The organism is Delftia sp. 11MD, from assembly GCF_050907895.1.
GTDB lineage: Bacteria > Pseudomonadota > Gammaproteobacteria > Burkholderiales > Burkholderiaceae_C > Comamonas > Comamonas tsuruhatensis.
This window is the reverse complement of sequence record NZ_CP194333.1, coordinates 3,687,754-3,707,007: the sequence shown is the minus strand read 5'-3', so window position 1 is coordinate 3,707,007 and position 19,254 is coordinate 3,687,754. Positions and strand designations below refer to the sequence as shown.

14 protein-coding genes are annotated in these 19,254 nt (G+C 69.1%); 8 read left to right on the top strand and 6 right to left on the bottom strand.

Annotated elements, in window-relative coordinates; all coding sequences use genetic code 11:
- Window positions 1-117: 117 nt before the first annotated feature.
- Entirely contained in the window at window positions 118-2,652 is a 2,535-nt protein-coding gene (gene fhuE / locus ACRSCF_RS16755) for a ferric-rhodotorulic acid/ferric-coprogen receptor FhuE (RefSeq protein WP_034363997.1), read from the top strand.
- A 126-nt stretch (window positions 2,653-2,778) separates the two neighbouring features.
- Here the strand turns inward: fhuE and ACRSCF_RS16750 are convergent, their stop codons facing one another.
- Both ACRSCF_RS16750 and ACRSCF_RS16745 read right to left on the bottom strand, forming a co-directional pair.
- Window positions 2,779-3,036, bottom strand: coding sequence for a hypothetical protein (locus tag ACRSCF_RS16750; RefSeq protein WP_034363995.1), 258 nt, complete (start codon window positions 3,034-3,036; stop codon window positions 2,779-2,781).
- 3 nt (window positions 3,037-3,039) lie between these two features.
- A complete protein-coding gene (locus ACRSCF_RS16745) occupies window positions 3,040-3,411 on the bottom strand; it encodes a hypothetical protein (RefSeq protein ID WP_016450746.1) in 372 nt (123 codons plus the stop codon).
- Between the two features lie 714 nt (window positions 3,412-4,125).
- Here ACRSCF_RS16745 and ACRSCF_RS16740 point away from each other — a divergent pair.
- From ACRSCF_RS16740 to ACRSCF_RS16715, 6 genes are read left to right on the top strand one after another with little or no spacing between them, the layout of a single operon-like run.
- Window positions 4,126-4,461 (top strand): DUF3649 domain-containing protein, encoded by a 336-nt coding sequence (locus tag ACRSCF_RS16740; protein WP_034363994.1) that lies wholly within the window; start codon window positions 4,126-4,128, stop codon window positions 4,459-4,461.
- 1 nt (window position 4,462) lies between these two features.
- Window positions 4,463-6,184, top strand: coding sequence for a PepSY-associated TM helix domain-containing protein (locus ACRSCF_RS16735; RefSeq protein ID WP_244386142.1), 1,722 nt, complete (start codon window positions 4,463-4,465; stop codon window positions 6,182-6,184).
- Window positions 6,181-6,558 carry a DUF3325 domain-containing protein gene (locus ACRSCF_RS16730; RefSeq protein ID WP_034363991.1) on the top strand — a complete coding sequence of 126 codons (378 nt, stop codon included), beginning with the start codon at window positions 6,181-6,183 and terminating at the stop codon, window positions 6,556-6,558. The genes ACRSCF_RS16735 and ACRSCF_RS16730 overlap by 4 nt, the downstream gene beginning before the upstream one ends.
- 49 nt (window positions 6,559-6,607) lie before the next feature.
- Window positions 6,608-7,849 (top strand): efflux RND transporter periplasmic adaptor subunit, encoded by a 1,242-nt coding sequence (locus ACRSCF_RS16725; RefSeq protein ID WP_017405378.1) that lies wholly within the window; start codon window positions 6,608-6,610, stop codon window positions 7,847-7,849.
- Window positions 7,849-9,879 carry an ABC transporter permease gene (locus ACRSCF_RS16720; protein ID WP_052151635.1) on the top strand — a complete coding sequence of 677 codons (2,031 nt, stop codon included), beginning with the start codon at window positions 7,849-7,851 and terminating at the stop codon, window positions 9,877-9,879. The genes ACRSCF_RS16725 and ACRSCF_RS16720 overlap by 1 nt, the downstream gene beginning before the upstream one ends.
- A 1-nt stretch (window position 9,880) precedes the next feature.
- Window positions 9,881-11,338 carry an efflux transporter outer membrane subunit gene (locus ACRSCF_RS16715; protein ID WP_244386138.1) on the top strand — a complete coding sequence of 486 codons (1,458 nt, stop codon included), beginning with the start codon at window positions 9,881-9,883 and terminating at the stop codon, window positions 11,336-11,338.
- Between the two features lie 70 nt (window positions 11,339-11,408).
- Here the strand turns inward: ACRSCF_RS16715 and ACRSCF_RS16710 are convergent, their stop codons facing one another.
- The 4 genes from ACRSCF_RS16710 to ACRSCF_RS16695 form a co-directional block, all read right to left on the bottom strand.
- A complete protein-coding gene (locus tag ACRSCF_RS16710; protein WP_016446718.1) occupies window positions 11,409-12,683 on the bottom strand; it encodes an acyl-CoA dehydrogenase family protein in 1,275 nt (424 codons plus the stop codon).
- A gap of 78 nt (window positions 12,684-12,761) precedes the next feature.
- Window positions 12,762-13,847: a phosphotransferase gene (locus ACRSCF_RS16705; RefSeq protein WP_016446719.1), complete on the bottom strand. Its 1,086-nt coding sequence runs from the start codon at window positions 13,845-13,847 to the stop codon at window positions 12,762-12,764.
- A 145-nt stretch (window positions 13,848-13,992) separates the two neighbouring features.
- Window positions 13,993-14,712 (bottom strand): Crp/Fnr family transcriptional regulator, encoded by a 720-nt coding sequence (locus ACRSCF_RS16700; RefSeq protein WP_012205125.1) that lies wholly within the window; start codon window positions 14,710-14,712, stop codon window positions 13,993-13,995.
- Window positions 14,713-14,882: 170 nt separating this feature from the next.
- The gene (locus ACRSCF_RS16695; protein ID WP_016446720.1) at window positions 14,883-16,421 is read right to left on the bottom strand and encodes a 3-hydroxyacyl-CoA dehydrogenase; all 1,539 of its coding nucleotides are present in this window, start codon (window positions 16,419-16,421) and stop codon (window positions 14,883-14,885) included.
- A gap of 121 nt (window positions 16,422-16,542) precedes the next feature.
- Between ACRSCF_RS16695 and ACRSCF_RS16690 the strand changes: the two genes are divergently transcribed.
- The gene (locus ACRSCF_RS16690) at window positions 16,543-19,215 is read left to right on the top strand and encodes a type IV pilus assembly protein FimV (RefSeq protein ID WP_244386136.1); all 2,673 of its coding nucleotides are present in this window, start codon (window positions 16,543-16,545) and stop codon (window positions 19,213-19,215) included.
- The last annotated feature ends 39 nt before the right edge of the window (window positions 19,216-19,254 follow it).

Sequence of the window (19,254 nt, the reverse complement as noted above, 5' to 3'; positions counted from 1 at the left end):
CGCCTCTCTTTTGAAAAAAATTTGAGCTGATTTGCCGGCGATGGCTGTCAACAGAGACAGGAGCGCACCGCAGCGTGCGCCAACGCTTCTCTACAACCATTGCAACAAGGCCTTTCCATGCGCCCTCAGACCATGCGCCAGAACTCCATGCGGCAGGCTGCCGCCCCCACTGTCCGCCCATCCCAGGCGGCCCCGGCGTTACGTCCGGTGGCGCTGGCGCTGCAGGTGCTGTGCGCTGGCACGCTGGCGGGGCTGGCTGCCGCAGGCGCCCTGGCTCCGGCACAGGCCTGGGCGCAGCCGGCTGCCGGTGCTTCGCAGCAACGCCAGTACGACATTGCCGCCGGCCCGCTCGAAAGCGTGCTCAACCAGCTCGGGCGCGAGGCCGGCGTGCTGGTCACCTTCGGCTCGGCCGTCACCGAAGGGCTGCGCAGCGGCGGCGTGAACGGGCGCTTCACCGTGGAGCAGGCGCTGGACCGCGCCTTGCTGGGCACGCCGCTGGCGGCCGTGCGCTCGGCCGGCGGCGGCTACACCCTGCGCGAGATGCCCGTGGTGCCTGCCACCTCCGGCGCGGCGGGTGCTGCGGGTGCGGCAGGCGCGCCGTCCTCCCAGACACTCAGGACCGTGCTGGTCACGGCCTCGGCCCAGGCCAGCCCCACCACCGAAGGCTCGGGCTCCTACACCACGCCGGCCACGGCGGCGGCCACGGGCCTGAGCCTGTCGCTGCGCGACACGCCGCAGTCCGTCAGCGTGCTCACGCGCCAGCAGATCGAGGACCAGGGCCTGCTCTCGCTCAACGACGCCATGCGCAGCGTCACCGGCATCCATGTCGTCAGCTCGGACAGCGACCGCTCGGACTTCTACTCGCGCGGCTTCTACGTGGACAACCTGCAGTACGACGGCGTGCCCACCTCCATCGGCCTGTCGTTCTACGGCGAATCGGGCAACGACACCACCATCTATGACCGCGTCGAAGTGGTGCGCGGCGCCACGGGGCTGCTCACGGGCGCGGGCAATCCGTCGGCCTCCATCAACATGGTGCGCAAGCACGCCAACAGCAAGGTGTTCACGGGCTCGGCCTCGGCCAGCGTGGGCTCGTGGAACCACCATCGCGGCACGGTGGACCTGTCCATGCCGCTGACGCAGGACGGCCGCATCCGCGCACGCGTCGCCGGCATGGCCGAAGAGCGCGACTCCCATGTGGATCTCTACCACGCGCGCAAGCAGGTCTTCTACGGCGTGATCGATGCCGACCTCACGCCCGACACCACGCTCAGCGTGGGCGCCGACTACCAGGCCAACCGGCCCACCGGCTCGACCTGGGGCGGCCTGCCGCTGGTCTTCACGAACGGCATGCCGGCCGACTGGAGCACCTCCAAGACCACAGCTGCGAACTGGACGCGCTGGAACAGCACCAACAAAAGCATCTTCGCCAACCTGCAGCACCGCTTCGGCAACGACTGGAAGCTCAAGGCCAACTTCGTGCACCGCGACAGCGCCTACGACGCCAAGCTGCTGTACCTCATGCGCCAGCCCGACATCACCACCGGCCTGGGCATGGCGGCCCTGCCCAACTACTCCGAATACAGCTTCCAGCAAAACAGCGCCGACCTGCAGGTGACGGGCGGCTGGGAACTGGGCGGGCGCCGCCATGAGGCCGTGGTGGGCCTGACCAGCAGCCGTGCCCGCGAGCACAAGGCCGGCCATGCGCGCACCAGCCCCCTGCAGGACGTGGGCAACTACTACCAATGGGACGGCTCCTATGCCGAGCCCACCTGGGGGCCGCTGACCACCAGCAGCCTGGACCACACGCGCCAGGACGCGCTGTACGGCGCGCTGCGCCTGTCGCTGGCCGATCCGGTCAAGCTCATCGTGGGCGGGCGCCAGAGCAGCTGGAAGGTGCGCAGCCTGAGCGAGAACCGCTCGCACGATGTCTTCATCCCCTATGCCGGCGTCGTCCTGGACCTGAGCGAAGGCTTCTCGGCCTATGCCAGCTACACCGATATCTTCCAGCCCCAGAACTACCGCGACCGTGGCGGCAGCTACCTGGACCCCGTGGCAGGCAAGAGCTTCGAGATCGGCATCAAGGGCGAGCACCTCAACGGCAGGCTCAACAGCTCGCTGTCCGTCTTCCGCATCCAGCAGGACAACGTGGCCCAGCTGGACGAAGGCCAGGTCGTGCCCGGCACCACCGACTTCGCCTACTACGGCGCCAAGGGCGTGACCAGCAAGGGCTTCGAGGCCCAGGTCTCGGGCGAGCTGGCCACGGGCTGGAACCTGTCGGCCGGCATTGCCCACACCGTCGCGCGTGACGCCCAGGGCCTGTCCATCAACGCCTGGGCGCCCAAGACCCAGGCCCAGCTGTTCACTTCCTACCGCCTGCCCGGTGGATGGAATCAGCTCACCGTGGGCGGCGGCCTGCAATGGCAAAGCCGCACCCGCGCCAGCGTCTTCGTGGCGGGCAATGACCTGGTCTTCGAGCAGAAATCCTTCGCCACCGCCAGCCTCATGGCGCGCTATGCCTTCAGCCCCAGGCTCTCGCTGCAGCTGAACCTGAACAACCTCTTCAACAAGAAGTACTACGTCAACATCGACGGCCAGGGCCAGTTCGGCACGCCGCGCCAGGCCATGGCGGTGCTGAACTACAAGTGGTGAAGCTTTCCCTGTGAGGATGGGGTGGAGTTGGCGCGGCAGCAGCTGAGGACGGCGGTGCAGGCCGCTGGCGCCCATTGCGGAGCCAGCGGCCTTGCAGAGTCATCGCGGGGTAGGCTGCGGATGGGGCTACACCACGCGCCGGGCCTCCACCTTCACATGGCCGGCCAGCAGGTCGGCGCTGTCGCGGATGGCGCGCAGCGCATGGGCCAGGGCCTGCTGGCTTTGGTGCTCCTGCGGTGCATGCACTGCCGCCAGGGCCAGTTGCGCCAGGGCCGAGATCTCGGTGCAGTTTTCCTGCACGCTGCCGTGGATCTCGGTGATGGCGCTGGTCAACTGGTGCAGGCTGGGGGGCTGTGTTCTGGGGATGTCCTTGTCCATGGCCATGCCTCAGCCCTGCGGGCGCACCGGCTCATGGGTGCGGCAGTCGAGCAGTTGCGCCATGGCTTTGGCGGCTGCCTCGGCCGCTTCGGCGCGGCGCATCTCGGCCGCGTCTTCAAACCCGCAGCCCATGGCCTGGGCCTCGGTGCCGGCGTAGTCGGCCAGCGTCTCGGCGCTGTCGCGGATGCTTTGCAGGGCGCGGGCCACCACGTCCATGTGGCGATGGCCCTTGGGCGTCTCCAGCCATGCCAGGGCGAGCTGGGCGATGGAGGAGATTTCTGCACAGCCTTGCTGCACGAGATGGTCCACCTGGGTGAGGGCATTGGACAGTTGCCGGGTGCTGTGGCTGTCCGTGGCGGATTTGGGCTGGGCGGGGTTCATGCCTGGGACCTCCGTGTGGAAAGGGCGGCGCCAAAAGAGGGCGCGCAGGCGAGTGCCAGAGAAACGGCAGTCATGTTTCCGTGCTCCTTACTGAGACTGAAACCACCGACTCCGCGTTTTGAAGCACGAAACAGGTGGACGGGATGTTCAAAACACACAGCAAGATGTGCGGACGCCCTTACGGGTAGCCCCATCCCGCCCGAAACCGCAGGGGCGTGGACGAGCGTCCACAGCCCGGAATCCAGACGTGATAAGGCCTCGCTTTCGGGGAGGCAGCACCGCTTACTAAATGGGTGTTTTGAAGCACCGGCCCCGGGACAGGGGGCTGGTGCGGATGATAGCGCGTGCGGCGTGCGCAAAGTCGCTTCGCGGCCCGTCGCACCTTGCAATCGCGCCCTTTCAGGGATGGCCCAGGAACCGCTGAAAGAGCCCGGCATGCATTGCGTTTATTGAGAATGATTCTTCTTTGCGCGGTTATGATCCAGCCCCATGGATTTGTCCGCCTCCTTCACCGCACTCCGCGTGCAGGGTGAGCGCCAGCCCCATGCCGGCCTGCGGGCGGGCACAGCAACACCGGGCGTAGGCCGGCAACCACCCAGGCCGCTGTCCATTGCGGCTGGCCTTTTTTTCAATCTCGTTTGTCATGTATCAGGAGGGCCGTCACGGCCATTGCTTTCGGCATTTGCATTGCCGCTTTTCTGAACAACCCACTACATGTCCCTCTCCCATTCCGGCCAATCCGGCCAATCCGGCCATTCCGCCAAACCCACCCATCCGGGCCTGCTTGTCCTGTCCCGCCTGCTGGCCGCCGTCTTCGGCGGCTATGCGCTGGCCAGTGCGCTGGCGGCCTTCCTGGCCGCTGCGTTGCCCGGCGCGCGTGTCGATGCCGTGATCGCCGGCATGCAGTGGAGCTTTGCGCTGCACGCGCTGGCGGTGATCTGGGCGTTCTCGCCGGTTTCGGCGGGCCGGGTCTGGCTGGGGTTGCTGGTGCCTGCGGCCCTGATGGGCAGCGCCGCGCTGCTGCTGGCGCGCAATGGCGCGGGAGGCTGAGATGGCAAAGGCGCAGATCAGCAAGGTCCCCGGCAGCGGCGCTGCCACGGGCGGTTTCCGCCAGGCCCAGGCCTGGCTGCATACCTGGTGCGGGCTGTGGTTTTCGTGGCTGCTGTTCGCGGTGTTCCTCACGGGTTCGCTGGCCGTGTTCCAGGAAGCCATCACGCACTGGATGACGCCCGAGCACCATGCCGAGGAGGCGGCCGAGGCGGCAGCGCGCGCCGCCGCACCGGCCGGGCAGGGTGCGGACCTGGGCCAGCGCCTGGCCTGGGGCGCGGCCTACATGCAAAAGCACCACCAGGGCGCGCAGATGTGGGAGATCTGGCCGTCCGACGACAAGGGCGGCGGCGACCTGCGTGTCTACTGGTTCGACGCCAACCGCCAGTACGCCGATGCCGAGCTGGACACCGCCACGGGCGAGGAAATGGGGGCCGGCCACGGCCATGGCCACGGTGCCGCGCGCGCCACCATGGGCGGCAACCATTTCGTGGACTTCCACTATGAACTGCATGCAGGGCAGGTGGGGCTGTGGGTGATCGGCATTGCCGCCATGGCCATGCTGGTGGCCCTGGTCAGCGGCGTGATCACGCACAAGCGCATCTTCAAGGACTTCTTCACCTTTCGCGCACGCAAGGGCCAGCGCAGCTGGCTGGACGCGCACAACGCCGTGGCGGTGCTGACGCTGCCCTTCCAGTTCATGATTGCCTACACCGGCATCGCCATCTCCAGCCTGAGCTTCATGCCCGTTGGCGTCTGGACGGTCTATGGCACGGACCAGGCCGCCCGCACGGCCTTCATCGCCGACATGAACGAGGCCGGGCCGCCCGCGCTGTCCGGCAAGCCCCTGGCGGTGCCCGATCTGGAGCCCTTTGCACGGCGCGGCCAGGAGCTGATGGGCCAGGCGGTGCGCGCGGTGGTCATCGACCATCCCGGCGATGCCTCGGCACGCATCGGCGTCTACGGCTGGAACAGCGATGACCGTGCGCATCAGCGCCTGAGCCCCAATTCGGGCATGGCCATGTTCTCCGCCGCCACGGGCGAGGTGCTGCAGGTACGCCTGCCCGGCGGTGCCGACGGCGGCGCCCCCTCGCTGGCCCAGGCGGTCATGGGCGGGCTGCACATGGTCAAGTTCGGCGGGCTGGCCATGAAGTGGCTGTACTTTCTGTGCGGCCTGGCGGGCGCGGCCATGATGGCCACGGGCGCCATCCTCTTCATGGTCAAGCGCCGCAGCCGCCACCAGGGCGAGTTCGGCAGCGCCACGGCGCGCGTGTACCGGCTGATCGAGGGCCTGAACGTGGCGGCCATCGCCGGGCTGGGCCTGGGCTGCATCGGCTACCTGTGGGCCAACCGCCTGGTGCCCGTCGGCCTGGCGCACCGCGATGACTGGGAGCTGGCCGTGTTCTTCGGGCTGTGGGGCCTGGCGCTGGTGCATGCGCTGGCCTGCGCGCCAGCCACGGCCTGGCGCCAGCAGATGGGCCTGCTGGCCATGCTGTGCCTGCTGCTGCCGCTGCTCAACTGGATCACCGTGGGCGAGCCGCTGTCGGCCCACATGCTGGAGGGCGACTGGGAAAGCGCCGGGGTGGAGCTGTTCTGCCTGGCCACGGGGCTGGCGGCCGCCTGGGCCTGGCGCTGGCTGGCGCGGCGCGGCGCGGGTGCCGCCGCCAAGGCAAGGACGGCCAAGGGGCAGGCCGCCGTGGCCGGCCCGTCGGAGGTGCAGGCATGAGCACGTTGCACGCATCCCTGGCCGCACTGGCCCTGGCCTTTGCAGGCATGGTGGCCCTGGCCTTTGCCATGGACCGCCACTACGAACAATTGACCGGCGCGCGCGAGCTGCCGGCCCGCCGTGGCCCGCAGTTGCGCGGCCTGGGCACGGCGCTGCTGGCGCTGGCCCTTGTGCCCGTTGTCTCGGGCTGGGGCGGCACGGTGGGCACGGTGGCCTGGCTGGGCTTTGTGTCCGCCGGCGCGCTGATGGCCGTGGCCCTGATCAGCGCCCATGCGCGCTGGGCGGCGCGGCTGGCCTGGTTGGCTGGCGTGCTTGCCGTGGCGGATTTGGCGTGGATTGTTTTCAGTTTCGGCATTACGGGGTTTTTCAGATGAGTTTCCTGCTTTCGTTCCAGTTCGGGGTGTGTGTGGTCGGGAGGCAAGCATGACGCGCACGCAGCAACGCTGGAAAGCCATCGCCGTGGCGGTGGTCCTGTTGGCGGCGGCCGGGGGCGCGGCCGCCTGGTGGTCCAGCCGGCCTGCCGTGGCCTATCAGACCGAGACCGTGGCACGCACCGATATCGAGTCCACCGTCACGGCCATCGGCACGCTGCAGCCACGCCGCTATGTGGACGTGGGCGCCCAGGTGTCGGGCCAGGTCACCCGGCTGCGCGTGGAGCCCGGCGCCCAGGTGGAGAAGGGCGCGCTGCTGGTGGAGATCGACCCCAGCGTGCAGCGCGCCACGGTGGATGCGGGGCGTGCCTCGCTGGCCGGCCTGCGCGCCCAGCTGGCCGAGCAGCAGGCGCTGCGCAAGCTGGCCGAGCAGCAGCTCACGCGCCAGCGCCAGCTGGCCCGCGACGGGGCCACGCGCGAGGAAGACCTGCAGACCGCAGAAGCCAACCTGGCCGCCGCCGGCGCCCGCATGGAGCATCTGAAGGCCCAGATCGACCAGACCCAGGCCACGCTCAAGGCCGACGAGGCGCGCCTGGGCTATACGCGCATCTACGCGCCCATGGCGGGCACCGTGGTGTCGGTGGAGGCGCGCGAGGGCCAGACGCTGAACGCCACCTACCAGACGCCCAACATCCTGCGCATTGCCGACCTGTCGGCCATGACGGTGTGGACCGAAGTGTCCGAGGCCGACGTGCGCCGCGTGCGCGACGACATGCCGGTGTACTTCACCACGCTGGGCGGCGCCGACCAGGCCAGGCCCCGGCGCTGGTCCAGCAAGGTGCGCCAGGTGCTGCCTTCGCCCTCTACCAGCCAGGCGCCGGCCGGCGGCAATGCGGGCCAGGCGCCTGCGCCCGCCACCAAGGCCGTGGCCTATACCGTGCTGTTCGATGTGGACAACGAGGACGCCGAGCTGATGCCCCAGATGACGGCCCAGGTGGTCTTCGTCACCGGCCAGGCCGCGCAGGCACTCACCGTGCCGCTGATGGCCGTGGCCGACAAGGCGGGAACGACTGGCAAGGCGGAAAAGGCAGAGAAGGCAGAGACGGCCGAGAAGGCAGGCAGCACGCAGACCGTGCGCGTGCTGGACGCCAAGGGTCAGCCCGAGCAGCGCACCGTGCGCCTGGGCGTGCGCAGCCGCCACCAGGCCGAGGTGCTGGAGGGCCTGAAGGAAGGCGAGCGCGTCATCGTCGGCGAGACGCCTCTGGACCGTGGCCCGCGGTGGCTGCAATGGTGATGGCGCAGGGCATGCAGGCCGGCGCGCCGCTGACCGCACCGTTGATAGAGCTGCGCGGCATCACCAAGCACTACGGCGGCGGCGACAGCGGCCAGCCCGCCGTCACCGTGCTGCACGGCATCGATCTGGAGATACGCGCGGGCGAGTTCGTGGCCGTGGTGGGCAGCTCGGGCTCGGGCAAGTCCACGCTGATGAACATCCTGGGCTGCCTGGACCGGCCCAGCGAGGGCAGCTACCACTTCCAGGGCCAGGACGTGGCCACGCTGGACTCGGATGCGCTGGCCTGGCTGCGGCGCGAGGCCTTCGGCTTCGTCTTCCAGGGCTACCACCTGATAGCCAGCGAAAGCGCCAGCGAGAACGTGGAAATGCCCGCCATCTACGCGGGCCTGCCCAAGGAAGAGCGCGTGCGGCGCGCCCGAGCGCTGCTGGAGCGCCTGGGCCTGGGCTCGCGCCTGGGCAACCGGCCCAACCAGCTGTCGGGCGGGCAGCAGCAGCGCGTGTCGATTGCGCGCGCGCTGATGAACGGCGGCCAGATCATCCTGGCCGACGAACCCACGGGCGCGCTGGACTCGCACAGCGGCGCCGAGGTCATGGCCCTGCTGCGAGAGCTGGCCGATGCGGGCCACACCATCATCCTCATCACCCACGACCGCGCGGTGGCCTCCCAGGCGCGCCGCGTGATCGAGATCAGCGATGGCCGCATCACCAGCGACAGCCGGCGCGACGATGCCGCCAACGCGGTGAATGCGGTGAATGCGGCAAATGCGGCGAATGCGGCGAATGCGGGCGCCGCTGCCCTGCCGCTCACGCCGCAGCGCGGCAGCGTCGGCGCGCCCTGGCTGGCCGAGCTGTTCGAGGCCGCGCGCAGCGCCTGGCGCGGCATGCGCATGAACCGCGTGCGCACCAGCCTGACCTTGCTGGGCATCGTCATCGGCGTGGCCTCGGTGATTGTGATGCTGGCCATTGGCGAGGGCGCGCGGCGCAAGGTGGTCGAGCAGATGGGGACCATGGGCACGGCCATCCTCTACATGGGCAGCAAGCCGCCGGCCACGGGCGGGCCGGCCGGGCAGATGACCGAGGAAGACCTGGCCGCCGTGCGCGAACTGCCCGAGATACGGCGCGTCATGCCCGTGATCGGCGACCCCATCACCGTGCGCTACGGCAAGGCCGACAAGCAGATCTACGTGTTCGCGGCCAGCGAGGAGATGCCCCTGGTGCACCACTGGAAGGTGGCCCAGGGCCGCTACTACACCGAGGCCGAGGACCGCGACCTGGCGCCCCTGGTGGTCCTGGGCCACAAGGCGCACCAGCATTTCTTCCCCGACACGCCCAACCCGCTGGGCCGCCAGCTGATCATCGGCACATCGGCCTTCGAGGTCATCGGCGTGATGAGCGAGCGCGGCGCGGACTCGGGCGCGCAGAACTATGACGACATGGTCTTCATTCCCTACCGCTCGGGCCGGGCGCGCGTCTACCAGTCGCAGACCCAGCCCGACTATGTGGTGATCGAGGCCATGTCCTCCGACGTGGTGCACGAGGCGGAGGAGGCCATGCGCAAGCTGCTGCTGGCGCGCCACGGCGGGCGCGAGGACTTCGGCATCGGCAACGCGGCCGCGCGCATCCAGGCCGAGGCGGCCACGCGCCAGAGCATGGCGGTGATGCTGGGCCTGATTGCTGCCGTCTCCCTGGTGGTGGGCGGCATCGGCGTGATGAACGTGATGCTGATGACGGTGCGCGAGCGCACGCGCGAGATCGGCATCCGCATGGCCACGGGCGCGCGCCAGCGCGACATCCTGCGCCAGTTCCTGACCGAGGCCAGCCTGGTCACCTTCGTGGGCGGCACGGTGGGCCTGCTGGCCGGGCTGGCCGTGGGCGTGGTGCTCATCGTGGCGGGCGTGCCCGTGGTGTTTTCGGTGCGCGCCATGCTGGGCGCCTTTGCCTGCGCCGTGGTGACGGGCCTGGTGTTCGGCTACATGCCTGCCAAGACGGCGGCGCGGCTGGACCCGGTGCGCGCGCTGGCGGGAGAGTGAGATGAAAGACATGAACGACAAGACGCTGGGAAATGCGCGCCTGGGCTGCATGGCCCTGGCCCTCGCGGCACTGGGCGGCTGTGCCGCGCAGCAGACGATGCCGGACAGGACAGCTCCTGCGCTGGCCGCTTCCTGGAAGCAGCAGGGCGAAGCCGTCCCTGCCTATGTTTCACCGCAGTGGTGGCAGGCCTTTGGCAGCGCGGAGCTGGGCGGCGTGGTGCAGGCCGCCCAGGACCAGAGCCTGGACATGGCTGCCGCCATGGCCCGCGTGCGCCAGGCCGAGGCGGCCACGCGCCAGTCAGGCGCGGCGCTGCTGCCGTCGCTCAGCGGCGAGCTGCGCGCCCAGCGCATGAACCATGCACAGGTGGCGGGCGGGCAGGCCAGCGTCTACGGCGCCGCGCTGACGGCCTCGTATGAGGTGGACTTCTGGGGCCGCAACCGCGCCACGCGCGATGCGGCGGCGGCGGCCTGGCAGGCCAGCCGGTTCGACCAGGACACGGTGCGCCTCACGGTCACCGCCCAGGTGGCCCATGGCTGGCTGCAGGCCGTGGCGCTGCGTGAGCGCCAGGCCATTGCGGCGCGCAACGTGGCCAATGCCGAGCGGCTGCTGGGCCTGGTGGAGTCCCGCGCGCGCGCAGGCGCCGCCACCCAGCTGGAGCTGGCCCAGCAGCGCGGCCTGGTGGCCAGCCAGCGCCAGGCCCTGGCCACGCTGCGCCGCCAGGGCGAGGATGCCGATGCCACGCTGGCCGTGCTGCTGGGCCAGGCCCGCCGCCCCGCGCTGGCCACGGATTCGCTGCAGGCCCTGCAGCTGCCCGAGATCGGCGCAGGCCTGCCCACGCAGCTGCTGCAGCGCCGCCCTGACATTGCCAGTGCTGAGGCGCAACTGACCGCCGCCAGCGCCAACCTGCAGGCGGCCCGCGTAGCGCTGTGGCCCCGGCTGACCCTTACGGGCAGTGCAGGCACCAGCGCTGGGCGCGCCAGCGACTGGCTGCGCGAGCCCGTGTATTCGCTGCTGGCCGGACTGGCCGGCCCCATCTTCGACGGCGGCCGTCTGGCGGCCGAGCGCGATGGCGCCCAGGCCCGGCGCGAAGAACTGCTGGCCGGCTATTACAAGTCCATCGTCGCGGCCTATGGCGATGTGGACCTGGCGCTCAACGCCGTCCACGGCCTGAAGGCCCAGGCCGAGGCCCAGGCCGAGGTGCTGGCCCAGGCCCGCCAGGCCGTGTCGCTGGCCGAGCTGCGCTACAAGGCCGGGGCGGAAAGCCTGCTGTCCCTGCTGCAGGCCCAGACCACGCTGTACGCGGCCCAGGACGATGCCGTGCTGCAGCGCCTGCTGCAGCTGCAGGCGCGCGTGGCGCTGTACCGGGCGCTGGGCGGGGGGTGGGAGGCGCCTGCCATGGGCGCTGAAATGCCGGAAAGGCAGGCACAAAAAAGCCAGGGGGCATTGCCACCTGGCTGAGAGGGCAGGGCCAGGGCCGCCACCCGGTCCTGCCGGGTGTGCGGCCTGAGGCCTCAGGCTTGAAGCCTGCTCAGCTGCCGCGCGTGATGGGCACGCCGGCATCCTTGCCGTAGGCGCCGTACTTGCCCAGCTCCCACTTGGCGATGGCGTTGCGGTGCACCTCGTCCGGGCCGTCGGCAAAGCGCAGCGTGCGCGCGTGGGCGTAGGCGCTGGCCAGCGGGAAGTCGTCGCTCATGCCGCCGCCGCCGTGCACCTGCATGGCCCAGTCGATGACCTGGCAGGCCATGCTGGGGGCCACCACCTTGATCATGGCGATCTCGCTGCGTGCCACCTTGTTGCCGGCGATGTCCATCAGCCAGGCGGCCTTGAGCGTGAGCAGGCGCGCCATGTCGATGCGGCAGCGTGCCTCGGCGATGCGTTCCTGCGTCACGGTCTGCTGCGCCACGCTCTTGCCGAAGGCGATGCGCGAGCTGGCGCGCTTGCACATCAGCTCCAGCGCGCGCTCGGCCAGGCCGATCAGGCGCATGCAGTGGTGGATGCGGCCGGGGCCAAGGCGGCCCTGGGCGATCTCGAAGCCACGGCCCTCGCCCAGCAGGATGTTGCCCACGGGCACGCGCACGTTCTCGAAGTACATCTCCATGTGGCCGTGCGGCGCGTCGTCATAGCCCATGACGTTGAGCGGGCGCACGATGCGGATGCCGGGCGCGTCGCCGGGCACGATGATCATGCTCTGCTGCGAGTGCTTGGGCGCGTCGGGGTCGGTCTTGCCCATGGTGATGAAGACCTGGCAGCGCGGATCGCCGGCACCCGAGATCCACCACTTGTGGCCGTTGATCACGTACTCGTCGCCCTGGCGCTCGATGCGGGTGCAGATGTTGGTGGCGTCGGAGGAGGCCACCTCGGGCTCGGTCATGGCGAAGGCCGAGCGGATCTTGCCGTCCAGCAGCGGCTTGAGCCAGCGCTCCTTGAGTTCGGTGCTGCCGTAGCGCGCAATGGTCTCCATGTTGCCGGTGTCGGGCGCAGAGCAGTTGAACACCTCGCTGGACCATGGCACGCGGCCCATGATCTCGGCCAGCGGCGCGTATTCCTGGTTGGTCAGGCCGCCGCCCTTGTAGCCTGCGGCCTCGGCGCTGTCCACGGGCAGGAACAGGTTCCACAGGCCTTGCTCCCGGGCCTTGACCTTGAGCTTCTCGATGGTCTGCAGCGGCGTCCAGCGCTTGCCTGCGGCGGTGTTGGCTTCCATCTCGGCGGCATAGTCCTTTTCGCCGGGATAGATGTGCTCGTCCATGAACTTCAGCAGGCGTTCCTGCAGGTCCTTGGTCTTGGGCGAATATTCAAAGTCCATGGATGCGCTCCTTCTCTTGGCTTGTCGCTTGTGGTGGAAACGGGGTGATCGGTGAGTGATGGGGGCGGTCTAAATGGCTCAGCTGCGCTGGGCGAAGGACCAGGCCAGCTCGGCCATGGGCCGGGCGGTGTCGCCGGAGGCCTTGGCCTGGGCGCTGGAGGCCGTGCCGGCCTCCACGCGCTTGGCAATGCCCTGCAGGATGGCCGCGATGCGGAACATGTTGTAGGCCATGTAGAAGTTCCAGTCGGCGCGCAGCGTGTCCACGTCCTTGAGGCCCGTGCGCTCGCAGTAGCGGCGGATGTATTCCTCTTCGCCCGGAATGCCCAGGGCCGCCAGGTCCTTGCCTGCGATGCCCCGGCCCAGCGTGGCGGGGATGTGCCAGCTCATGCAGTGGTAGCTGAAGTCGGCCAGCGGGTGGCCCAAGGTGGACAGCTCCCAGTCCAGCACGGCGATGACGCGCGGCTCGGTGGGGTGGAACATCAGGTTGTCCAGGCGGAAGTCGCCGTGCACGATGGACACGCGCGAGGCATCCAGCGCGCTGGCCGGCATGTGGGCGGGCAGCCACTGCATGAGCTGGTCCATCTCGGGGATGGGCTGGGTGACCGAGGCCACGTACTGCTTGCTCCAGCGGCCGATCTGGCGCTCGAAGTAGTTGCCGCTCTTGCCGTAGTCGGCCAGGCCCTGGGCAGCGAAGTCCACGGTGTGCAGGGCCGAGATCACGCGGTTCATCTCGTCGTAGATGGCGGCGCGCTGGGCCGGCTCCATGCCGGGCAGGGACTGGTCCCAGAGCACGCGGCCTTCCATGCACTCCATGATGTAGAAGGCACGGCCGATGATGGACTCGTCCTCGCACAGCGCATACATGTGGGGCACGGGCACGTCGGTGCCGGCCAGGCCCTTCATCACGCGGAACTCGCGCTCGATGGCATGGGCCGAGGGCAGCAGCTTGGCCACGGGGCCGGGCTTGGAGCGCATCACGTAGCTGCGTCCCGGGGTGATCAGCTTGTAGGTGGGATTGGACTGGCCGCCCTTGAACATCTCCACCTGCAGCGGGCCGGCAAAGCCCTGCACATGGCCCTGCATCCAGGCGGTGAGCGCGGGCACGTCGAATGCGTGCTGGTCGGAGACGGCGCGTGTGCCTACGAAATGGTCGAAAGTGCTCATGGGGCAGTCAGTCCTGTGATCGGTTCGAGAATCGGTTCAACAAACGGGAACAGCCGCGCAGCACGGGCGCGGCAAGGCACCGGCCGGCGAGAGCGTCCGGTCGGTGCAAGAAAAGGGGAGGGGGCGCGGCGCGGGCCGCGCAGGTTCAGGCGTCGGGCGCGGCGATGCGCAGCAGCGTGTCGCGGTCGCAGACCACCAGGCCGCCCGGCTCGATGCGGATGGCGTTCTCGCGTTCCATGGCCTTGAGTTCCTGGTTCACGCGCTGGCGCGAGGCGCCCAGCAACTGCGCCAGTTCCTCCTGCGCCAGGTGCAGGCCGATGCGGATCTCGCTGCCATCCGACAGGCTGGTCACGCCATAGCTGCGCACCAGGTGCAGCAGCTGCTTGGCCAGGCGCGCGCGCAGCGGCAGGGTGTTGAGGTCCTCGACCAGGCCGTAGAGCTGGCGGATGCGCCGCGCATGCAGGCGCAGCATGGCTTCCGAGAACTCCACATGCATGGACAGGATTTTCTTGAAGTCGGTCTTGGACACGCACAGCAGCGTGGTCTCGCCGTGCGCATAGGCATCGTGCGTGCGCTTGTCCCCGTCCAGGATGGCCACGTCGCCGAACCAGATGCCCGGCTCCACATAGTCCAGCGTGATCTGCTTGCCCGTGATCGAGGTGGAGCTCACGCGCACCGCACCCCGGGCGCAGGCGATCCATTCCTCGGGCGGTTCTCCGCGTGCGCAGATGAGCGTGCCATCTTTGAACCGTTTGACGTAAGCGCATCGAAGAATGTCGTGCCGAAGCGATGGAGAAAGTGATGAAAACCAGCGACCGGAATTGATCGCTTCACGTTCTTCGATGGTAAGAATCGGGTCGTCCATGGCCTGTCTTTTGCGTGACTGATGACGGTCACATTGTCGCGTGTGGGACCGCCGCGGCGCAGCATGCCGCCGGCGGGCCTGTCACTTCGGTGTCTGGGCCTGCCGAAAACGGGGCAGGGCGGCGAAAAAAAGGCGACCCGTCGTGCATCGGGTCGCCGGCTTTGCAGGGCTTATGGCTCCTCGTGCGTGAGGCTCAGCCCCAGCGCGCCACGGCGGCGCAGCCAGGGGCTGGGGCGGTAGCGCGGATCGCCGTAGACGGTCTGCAGGTTGAACAGAACCTCCAGCATGTTGGTGGGGCCCCAGCGGTCGCCCATGGCCAGCGGGCCCATGGGATAGCCCAGGCCCAGGGTCACGGCCTTTTCCAGGTCGGCCGGGCTGCCGATGCCCTGCTGGCAGATGTCGCTGGCGATGTTGACGATGGAGCCCACCACGCGCTGCGTGACAAAGCCGCCGCTGTCGCGGATCACGCTCACGGCCTTGCCGTCGCTGGCAAAAAGCGCATGGGCGGCATCGCGCATGTCGGTGCGCGTGGCCGGCGTGGTGGCCAGCACGCGGCGGCGCGTGTCGGCGTCGGCCAGCAGCATGTCGATGCCCATGGTGCGCGTGCAGTCCAGCCGCTCCACGGCAGCCACCGTGGTCACGTCCAGGCCCAGCGGCGCCACCAGGATCAAGGCCTGCTCGGTCGGTGCCTGCGCGGTTTCAATGCGCGCGCCCAGGCTCTTGAGCAACTGGTAGATCTCGTTGCGCCGGGCCGCGCGTGCCGACACCCAGACCGGTGGCAGCGTCTGCACCTGCGGCACGGCAGGCTCGGCAGGCTGCTCGGCGCGGCCTTCGGCATAGCGGTAAAAGCCCTGGCCGGTCTTGCGGCCCAGCAGGCCGGCCGCCACGCGCTGCGCGGCAATGGGGCTGGGGCGGTAGCGCGGCTCCTGGTAGTACTGGTGGTAGATGTGCTCCATCACGGCATGGGTGACATCCAGGCCGGTGAGATCCATCAGCTCGAACGGGCCGAGCTTGAAGCCCACCTGCTCGCGCAGGATGCGGTCGATGGTGGCGAAGTCGGCAATGCCTTCCTGCACGATGCGCAGCGCCTCGGTCACATAGCCGCGGCCCAGGTGGTTGACCAGAAAGCCCGGCGTGTCCTGCGCACGCACGGGCGTGTGGCCGAAGCTGCGCGCGAACTGCGCCAGCGTGGCGCAGGTGGCCTCGTCCGTGGCCAGGCCGCGCACGATCTCCACCACCTTCATCAGCGGCGCCGGGTTGAAGAAGTGAAAGCCGGCAAAGCGCTGCGGGTGCTCGAGCGCCGTGGCCAGCGTGGTGATGGACAGGGCCGAGGTATTGCTGGCGATGAGGGTCCCGGGCGCAACGATGGCCTCCAGCTCGCGCAGCAGCGCCTGCTTGGCATCCATGCGCTCGACGATGGCCTCGATCACCAGGTCGCAGTTCCTGAACGCATCGAGACCGTCCGCCACCGTCACCCGGGCCTTGCAATCTGCGGCCTGCTCACTTGTTATTTTTTGTTTCTTCTCAAGCAGGTCCCACAGCGCAAACAGCTGTTGCTGCGCTTGCGCGGCAGCGCCCGGGCGAGCGTCCTGCAGCAGCACGCCGGCGCCTGCCTGGGCGGCCAGCTGGGCAATGCCTTGCCCCATGATGCCTGCGCCTATCAATCCGACGTTCCTGATAGGGGAAATGTTGTTTTGGATCATGTACATAGAGGAGGTGTCCTACAGGTGTCTATGCAAAAATGCAAGCGTTCAAAGAAAGGCTGATGTGAGAATTTGTAGCACCATTCTCGGCGTCGCCCTGTCCTCCATGGCCTGGAACGCGTCCGCATTGTCGTTGGGCAGTCCCCGGGGCAACGTGGTGCTGGGCGCTCCGTTCGACCTGGTGGTGGGCTTGCAGCCCGATAGCGGAAATGACGCCGGCAGCTCCTGCGTGCGCGCCGAGCTGCTGGCCGGTGACAGGCCCATCGAATCCTCGCGTGTGCGCGTCAGCCCGACCACATCGGGCAAGGCCGTTCGTGTGCAGGCCAGCTACACGGTGGACGAGCCCGTGGTGACGCTCAAGCTCTGGGCCGGCTGCGAAGGCGGCGGCATCAGCCGCAGCTATACGCTGCTGGCGCAGCTGCCCGAGTCGGTGGATGCCACGGGCAATCAGCCCATCAATCTGCGGGAACTGGCGGCAGCCCAACCGGCGCTGGCGGCCGTGGGTGCCGGTGCAGCAGGTGCTGCAGGTGCAGCGGGTGCCGCTTCCGACCCATCTTCGACTTCCTCCCGCCCGGCCGCTGGCCGCAGCGCCCGGGCCGATTCCAGGCCCGCAGCGGTGCCCGTTGCCAAGGAACCGAAACCCCAGTCCAAGCCAAAGACACAGCCAAGGCCCCAGGCCAAACCCAAGGCGGCGGCCGAGAAATCGAGGCCGCCCGTGGGCGTGACCGCCCAGGCCCAGGCCGGGCAGTTGCAGGCGGGCCTGCGCATAGAACCGCGCCTGCGCATGGAGCCGGTGGAGGAATGGCTGGGCACGGGCGGCACCCCGGGCGCCGCTGGCGCAGCCGGGACACCCGGGACACCCGAGGGCGCCGCCGCATCTGCGGCTCCCATGTTCGATGCGGGCAGCGAGCAGCTGGCCGAGGCCAACAAGCGCGTGCAGGCGCTGGAGGCCGAAATGGCGGCCTTCAAGAAGCGCGACACCGCCGACCGTGGGCAACTGGCCCAGCTACGGGCCGAACTGGAGGCCATGCGCCAGGAGTCGGGCGGCTCGTCGTGGCTGTTCAATGCGCTGCTGCTGGCGCTGATCGCCGCCGTGGCCGTGATCGCATGGATGGCCTGGAAAATGCGCTCGGGCGCCTCGCTGTTCTCGCGCGAGCCGGATGCCTGGCGGGAATCGGTGGAGCGTTCGTCGCAGGACCCCGTGCCGTCGAGCCCGCCGCATTCGCACGATGACGGGATCAACACCCTGCCGCATTCCCTGGACCCCCATCGGCCCACGCGGCCCATGGCACCCAGCCTGCGTGAACACCGGCCTGCGCCGTCGCCGGATGATCGCCGTGGCCCGGATACCCTGGCCTCGCCCTATGTGCAGCGCGGCGCGCAGATGCGCCCTGGCGTGACGTACGAGCTGCATGAGGACGTGGACCCCGGCGATTTCGGCCCGGCCACCATTCCCGTGCCTGTGTCCGTGCAGGCCGAGCTGCCCGAGCCGGAGGGCGAGAAGACCGCAGCGCGCTCGCCTGCGCCCGAGGCCATCAAGGCCCGGCGCATGGTGCAGCCCGGCGAAATGTTCGACGTGCAGCAGCAGGCGGAATTCTTCATCTCGGTGGGCGAGCACCAGCAGGCCATCGAGCTGCTGCGCTCGCACATCGCCACGCATGAGGATTCCTCGCCGCTGGCCTATCTGGAGCTGCTGCACCTGTACTACACGCTGAGCCGCCGAGACGACTTCGACCAGCTGCGCGCCCGCTTTGCCAAGCATTTCAACGCCCGCGTGCCGGCCATGCCGGGCTTCACCGACAAGGGCAGCAGCCTGCTGCAGGGCTATCCCGAGCAGCTGGCACGCATCGAGGCGCTGTGGCCTGTGGACGAGGTCGAGGACTGCCTGGCGCACTACCTGTTCAAGCAGGACGGTGCACCCGACCCCGATGCGCCAGCCCCCTTCGACCTGGCCGCTTTCGATGACCTGCTGCTGCTGCTGTCCATCGCGCGCACCTCGCCCGCCGGAACGCGCGGCGAGCCCGGCCCGCGCGAGCGCACCACGCCGCGCATGGTGGCGGGCACGGCCGCAGCCGGCGCAGCCACGGCCGGCGCAGCCGTCCTCGCATCGGCCGCGGAACCCGCTCCCGCACCGGCCGCCGCTGCCGCCTTCATGGATGTGGATTGGATGGCCGAGCTGCAACCGCCTCCGGTAGAGGCCGCGCCGCAGCAGGCTGCCTCTTCCCTGTCGCCGCAGGATCCGGGCCTGGAGTTCACGCCCATGGACACGCAGGCGCTGTCCGTGGTCTCCGGTACAGCCGGTGAGAAGGCTGCCGACAGCCGCGCGCCGGACTCCCTGTCCGCGCCGCTGCAGTTTGAAATGCAGCCGCTGGACTTCGACCTGGATCAGGCAGGCCAGCTGCCTGCCGGCCAGGTGCGTGCCGTTCCGCTGAGCGAGACGCCGTCCTTCATCCACGATGCGGCGGCACCGCTGCTGGACATAGACCTCACCGCGCTGGGCGAGGATGAACTGCCCACGGTGGACGTGCCTTCGCGCTTTCCGCCCGTGGTGCTGTCGGCGCCCGGCTCAGGCCCCGTGGGCTTCAGCGAGCACAATCTCAAGGCGCCGCTGAGCATGGATCTGGCGCTGGAGAACTGGGAACTGCAACCGCCCGAAACCCTTCGCGATCACCGCGGCCTGGACGAGCCCTTGAGCCGCTCTGTGGACATGCTGCTGTCGCGCGAGACCGACCCGGCCTTTCGGACCACGCCACAGGCTCCGTCGCCGCAGGGTGACGGCAAGGAGCCGTCCAAGGACTGAGCCAGGTGCACATGCAAGAAAGGGAGCAGATGCTCCCTT

Coding starts and splice junctions, on each gene's coding strand:
- ACRSCF_RS16735 (WP_244386142.1), top strand. CDS start 4,463: ATGGCAAAGGCGCAGATCAGCAAGGTCCCCGGCAGCGGCGCTGCCACG.
- ACRSCF_RS16695 (WP_016446720.1), bottom strand. CDS start 16,421: ATGTACATGATCCAAAACAACATTTCCCCTATCAGGAACGTCGGATTG.
- ACRSCF_RS16750 (WP_034363995.1), bottom strand. CDS start 3,036: ATGGCCATGGACAAGGACATCCCCAGAACACAGCCCCCCAGCCTGCAC.
- ACRSCF_RS16715 (WP_244386138.1), top strand. CDS start 9,881: ATGAAAGACATGAACGACAAGACGCTGGGAAATGCGCGCCTGGGCTGC.
- ACRSCF_RS16710 (WP_016446718.1), bottom strand. CDS start 12,683: ATGGACTTTGAATATTCGCCCAAGACCAAGGACCTGCAGGAACGCCTG.
- ACRSCF_RS16725 (WP_017405378.1), top strand. CDS start 6,608: ATGACGCGCACGCAGCAACGCTGGAAAGCCATCGCCGTGGCGGTGGTC.
- ACRSCF_RS16700 (WP_012205125.1), bottom strand. CDS start 14,712: ATGGACGACCCGATTCTTACCATCGAAGAACGTGAAGCGATCAATTCC.
- ACRSCF_RS16705 (WP_016446719.1), bottom strand. CDS start 13,847: ATGAGCACTTTCGACCATTTCGTAGGCACACGCGCCGTCTCCGACCAG.
- ACRSCF_RS16730 (WP_034363991.1), top strand. CDS start 6,181: ATGAGCACGTTGCACGCATCCCTGGCCGCACTGGCCCTGGCCTTTGCA.
- ACRSCF_RS16720 (WP_052151635.1), top strand. CDS start 7,849: ATGGCGCAGGGCATGCAGGCCGGCGCGCCGCTGACCGCACCGTTGATA.
- ACRSCF_RS16740 (WP_034363994.1), top strand. CDS start 4,126: ATGTCCCTCTCCCATTCCGGCCAATCCGGCCAATCCGGCCATTCCGCC.
- ACRSCF_RS16745 (WP_016450746.1), bottom strand. CDS start 3,411: ATGAACCCCGCCCAGCCCAAATCCGCCACGGACAGCCACAGCACCCGG.
- fhuE (WP_034363997.1), top strand. CDS start 118: ATGCGCCCTCAGACCATGCGCCAGAACTCCATGCGGCAGGCTGCCGCC.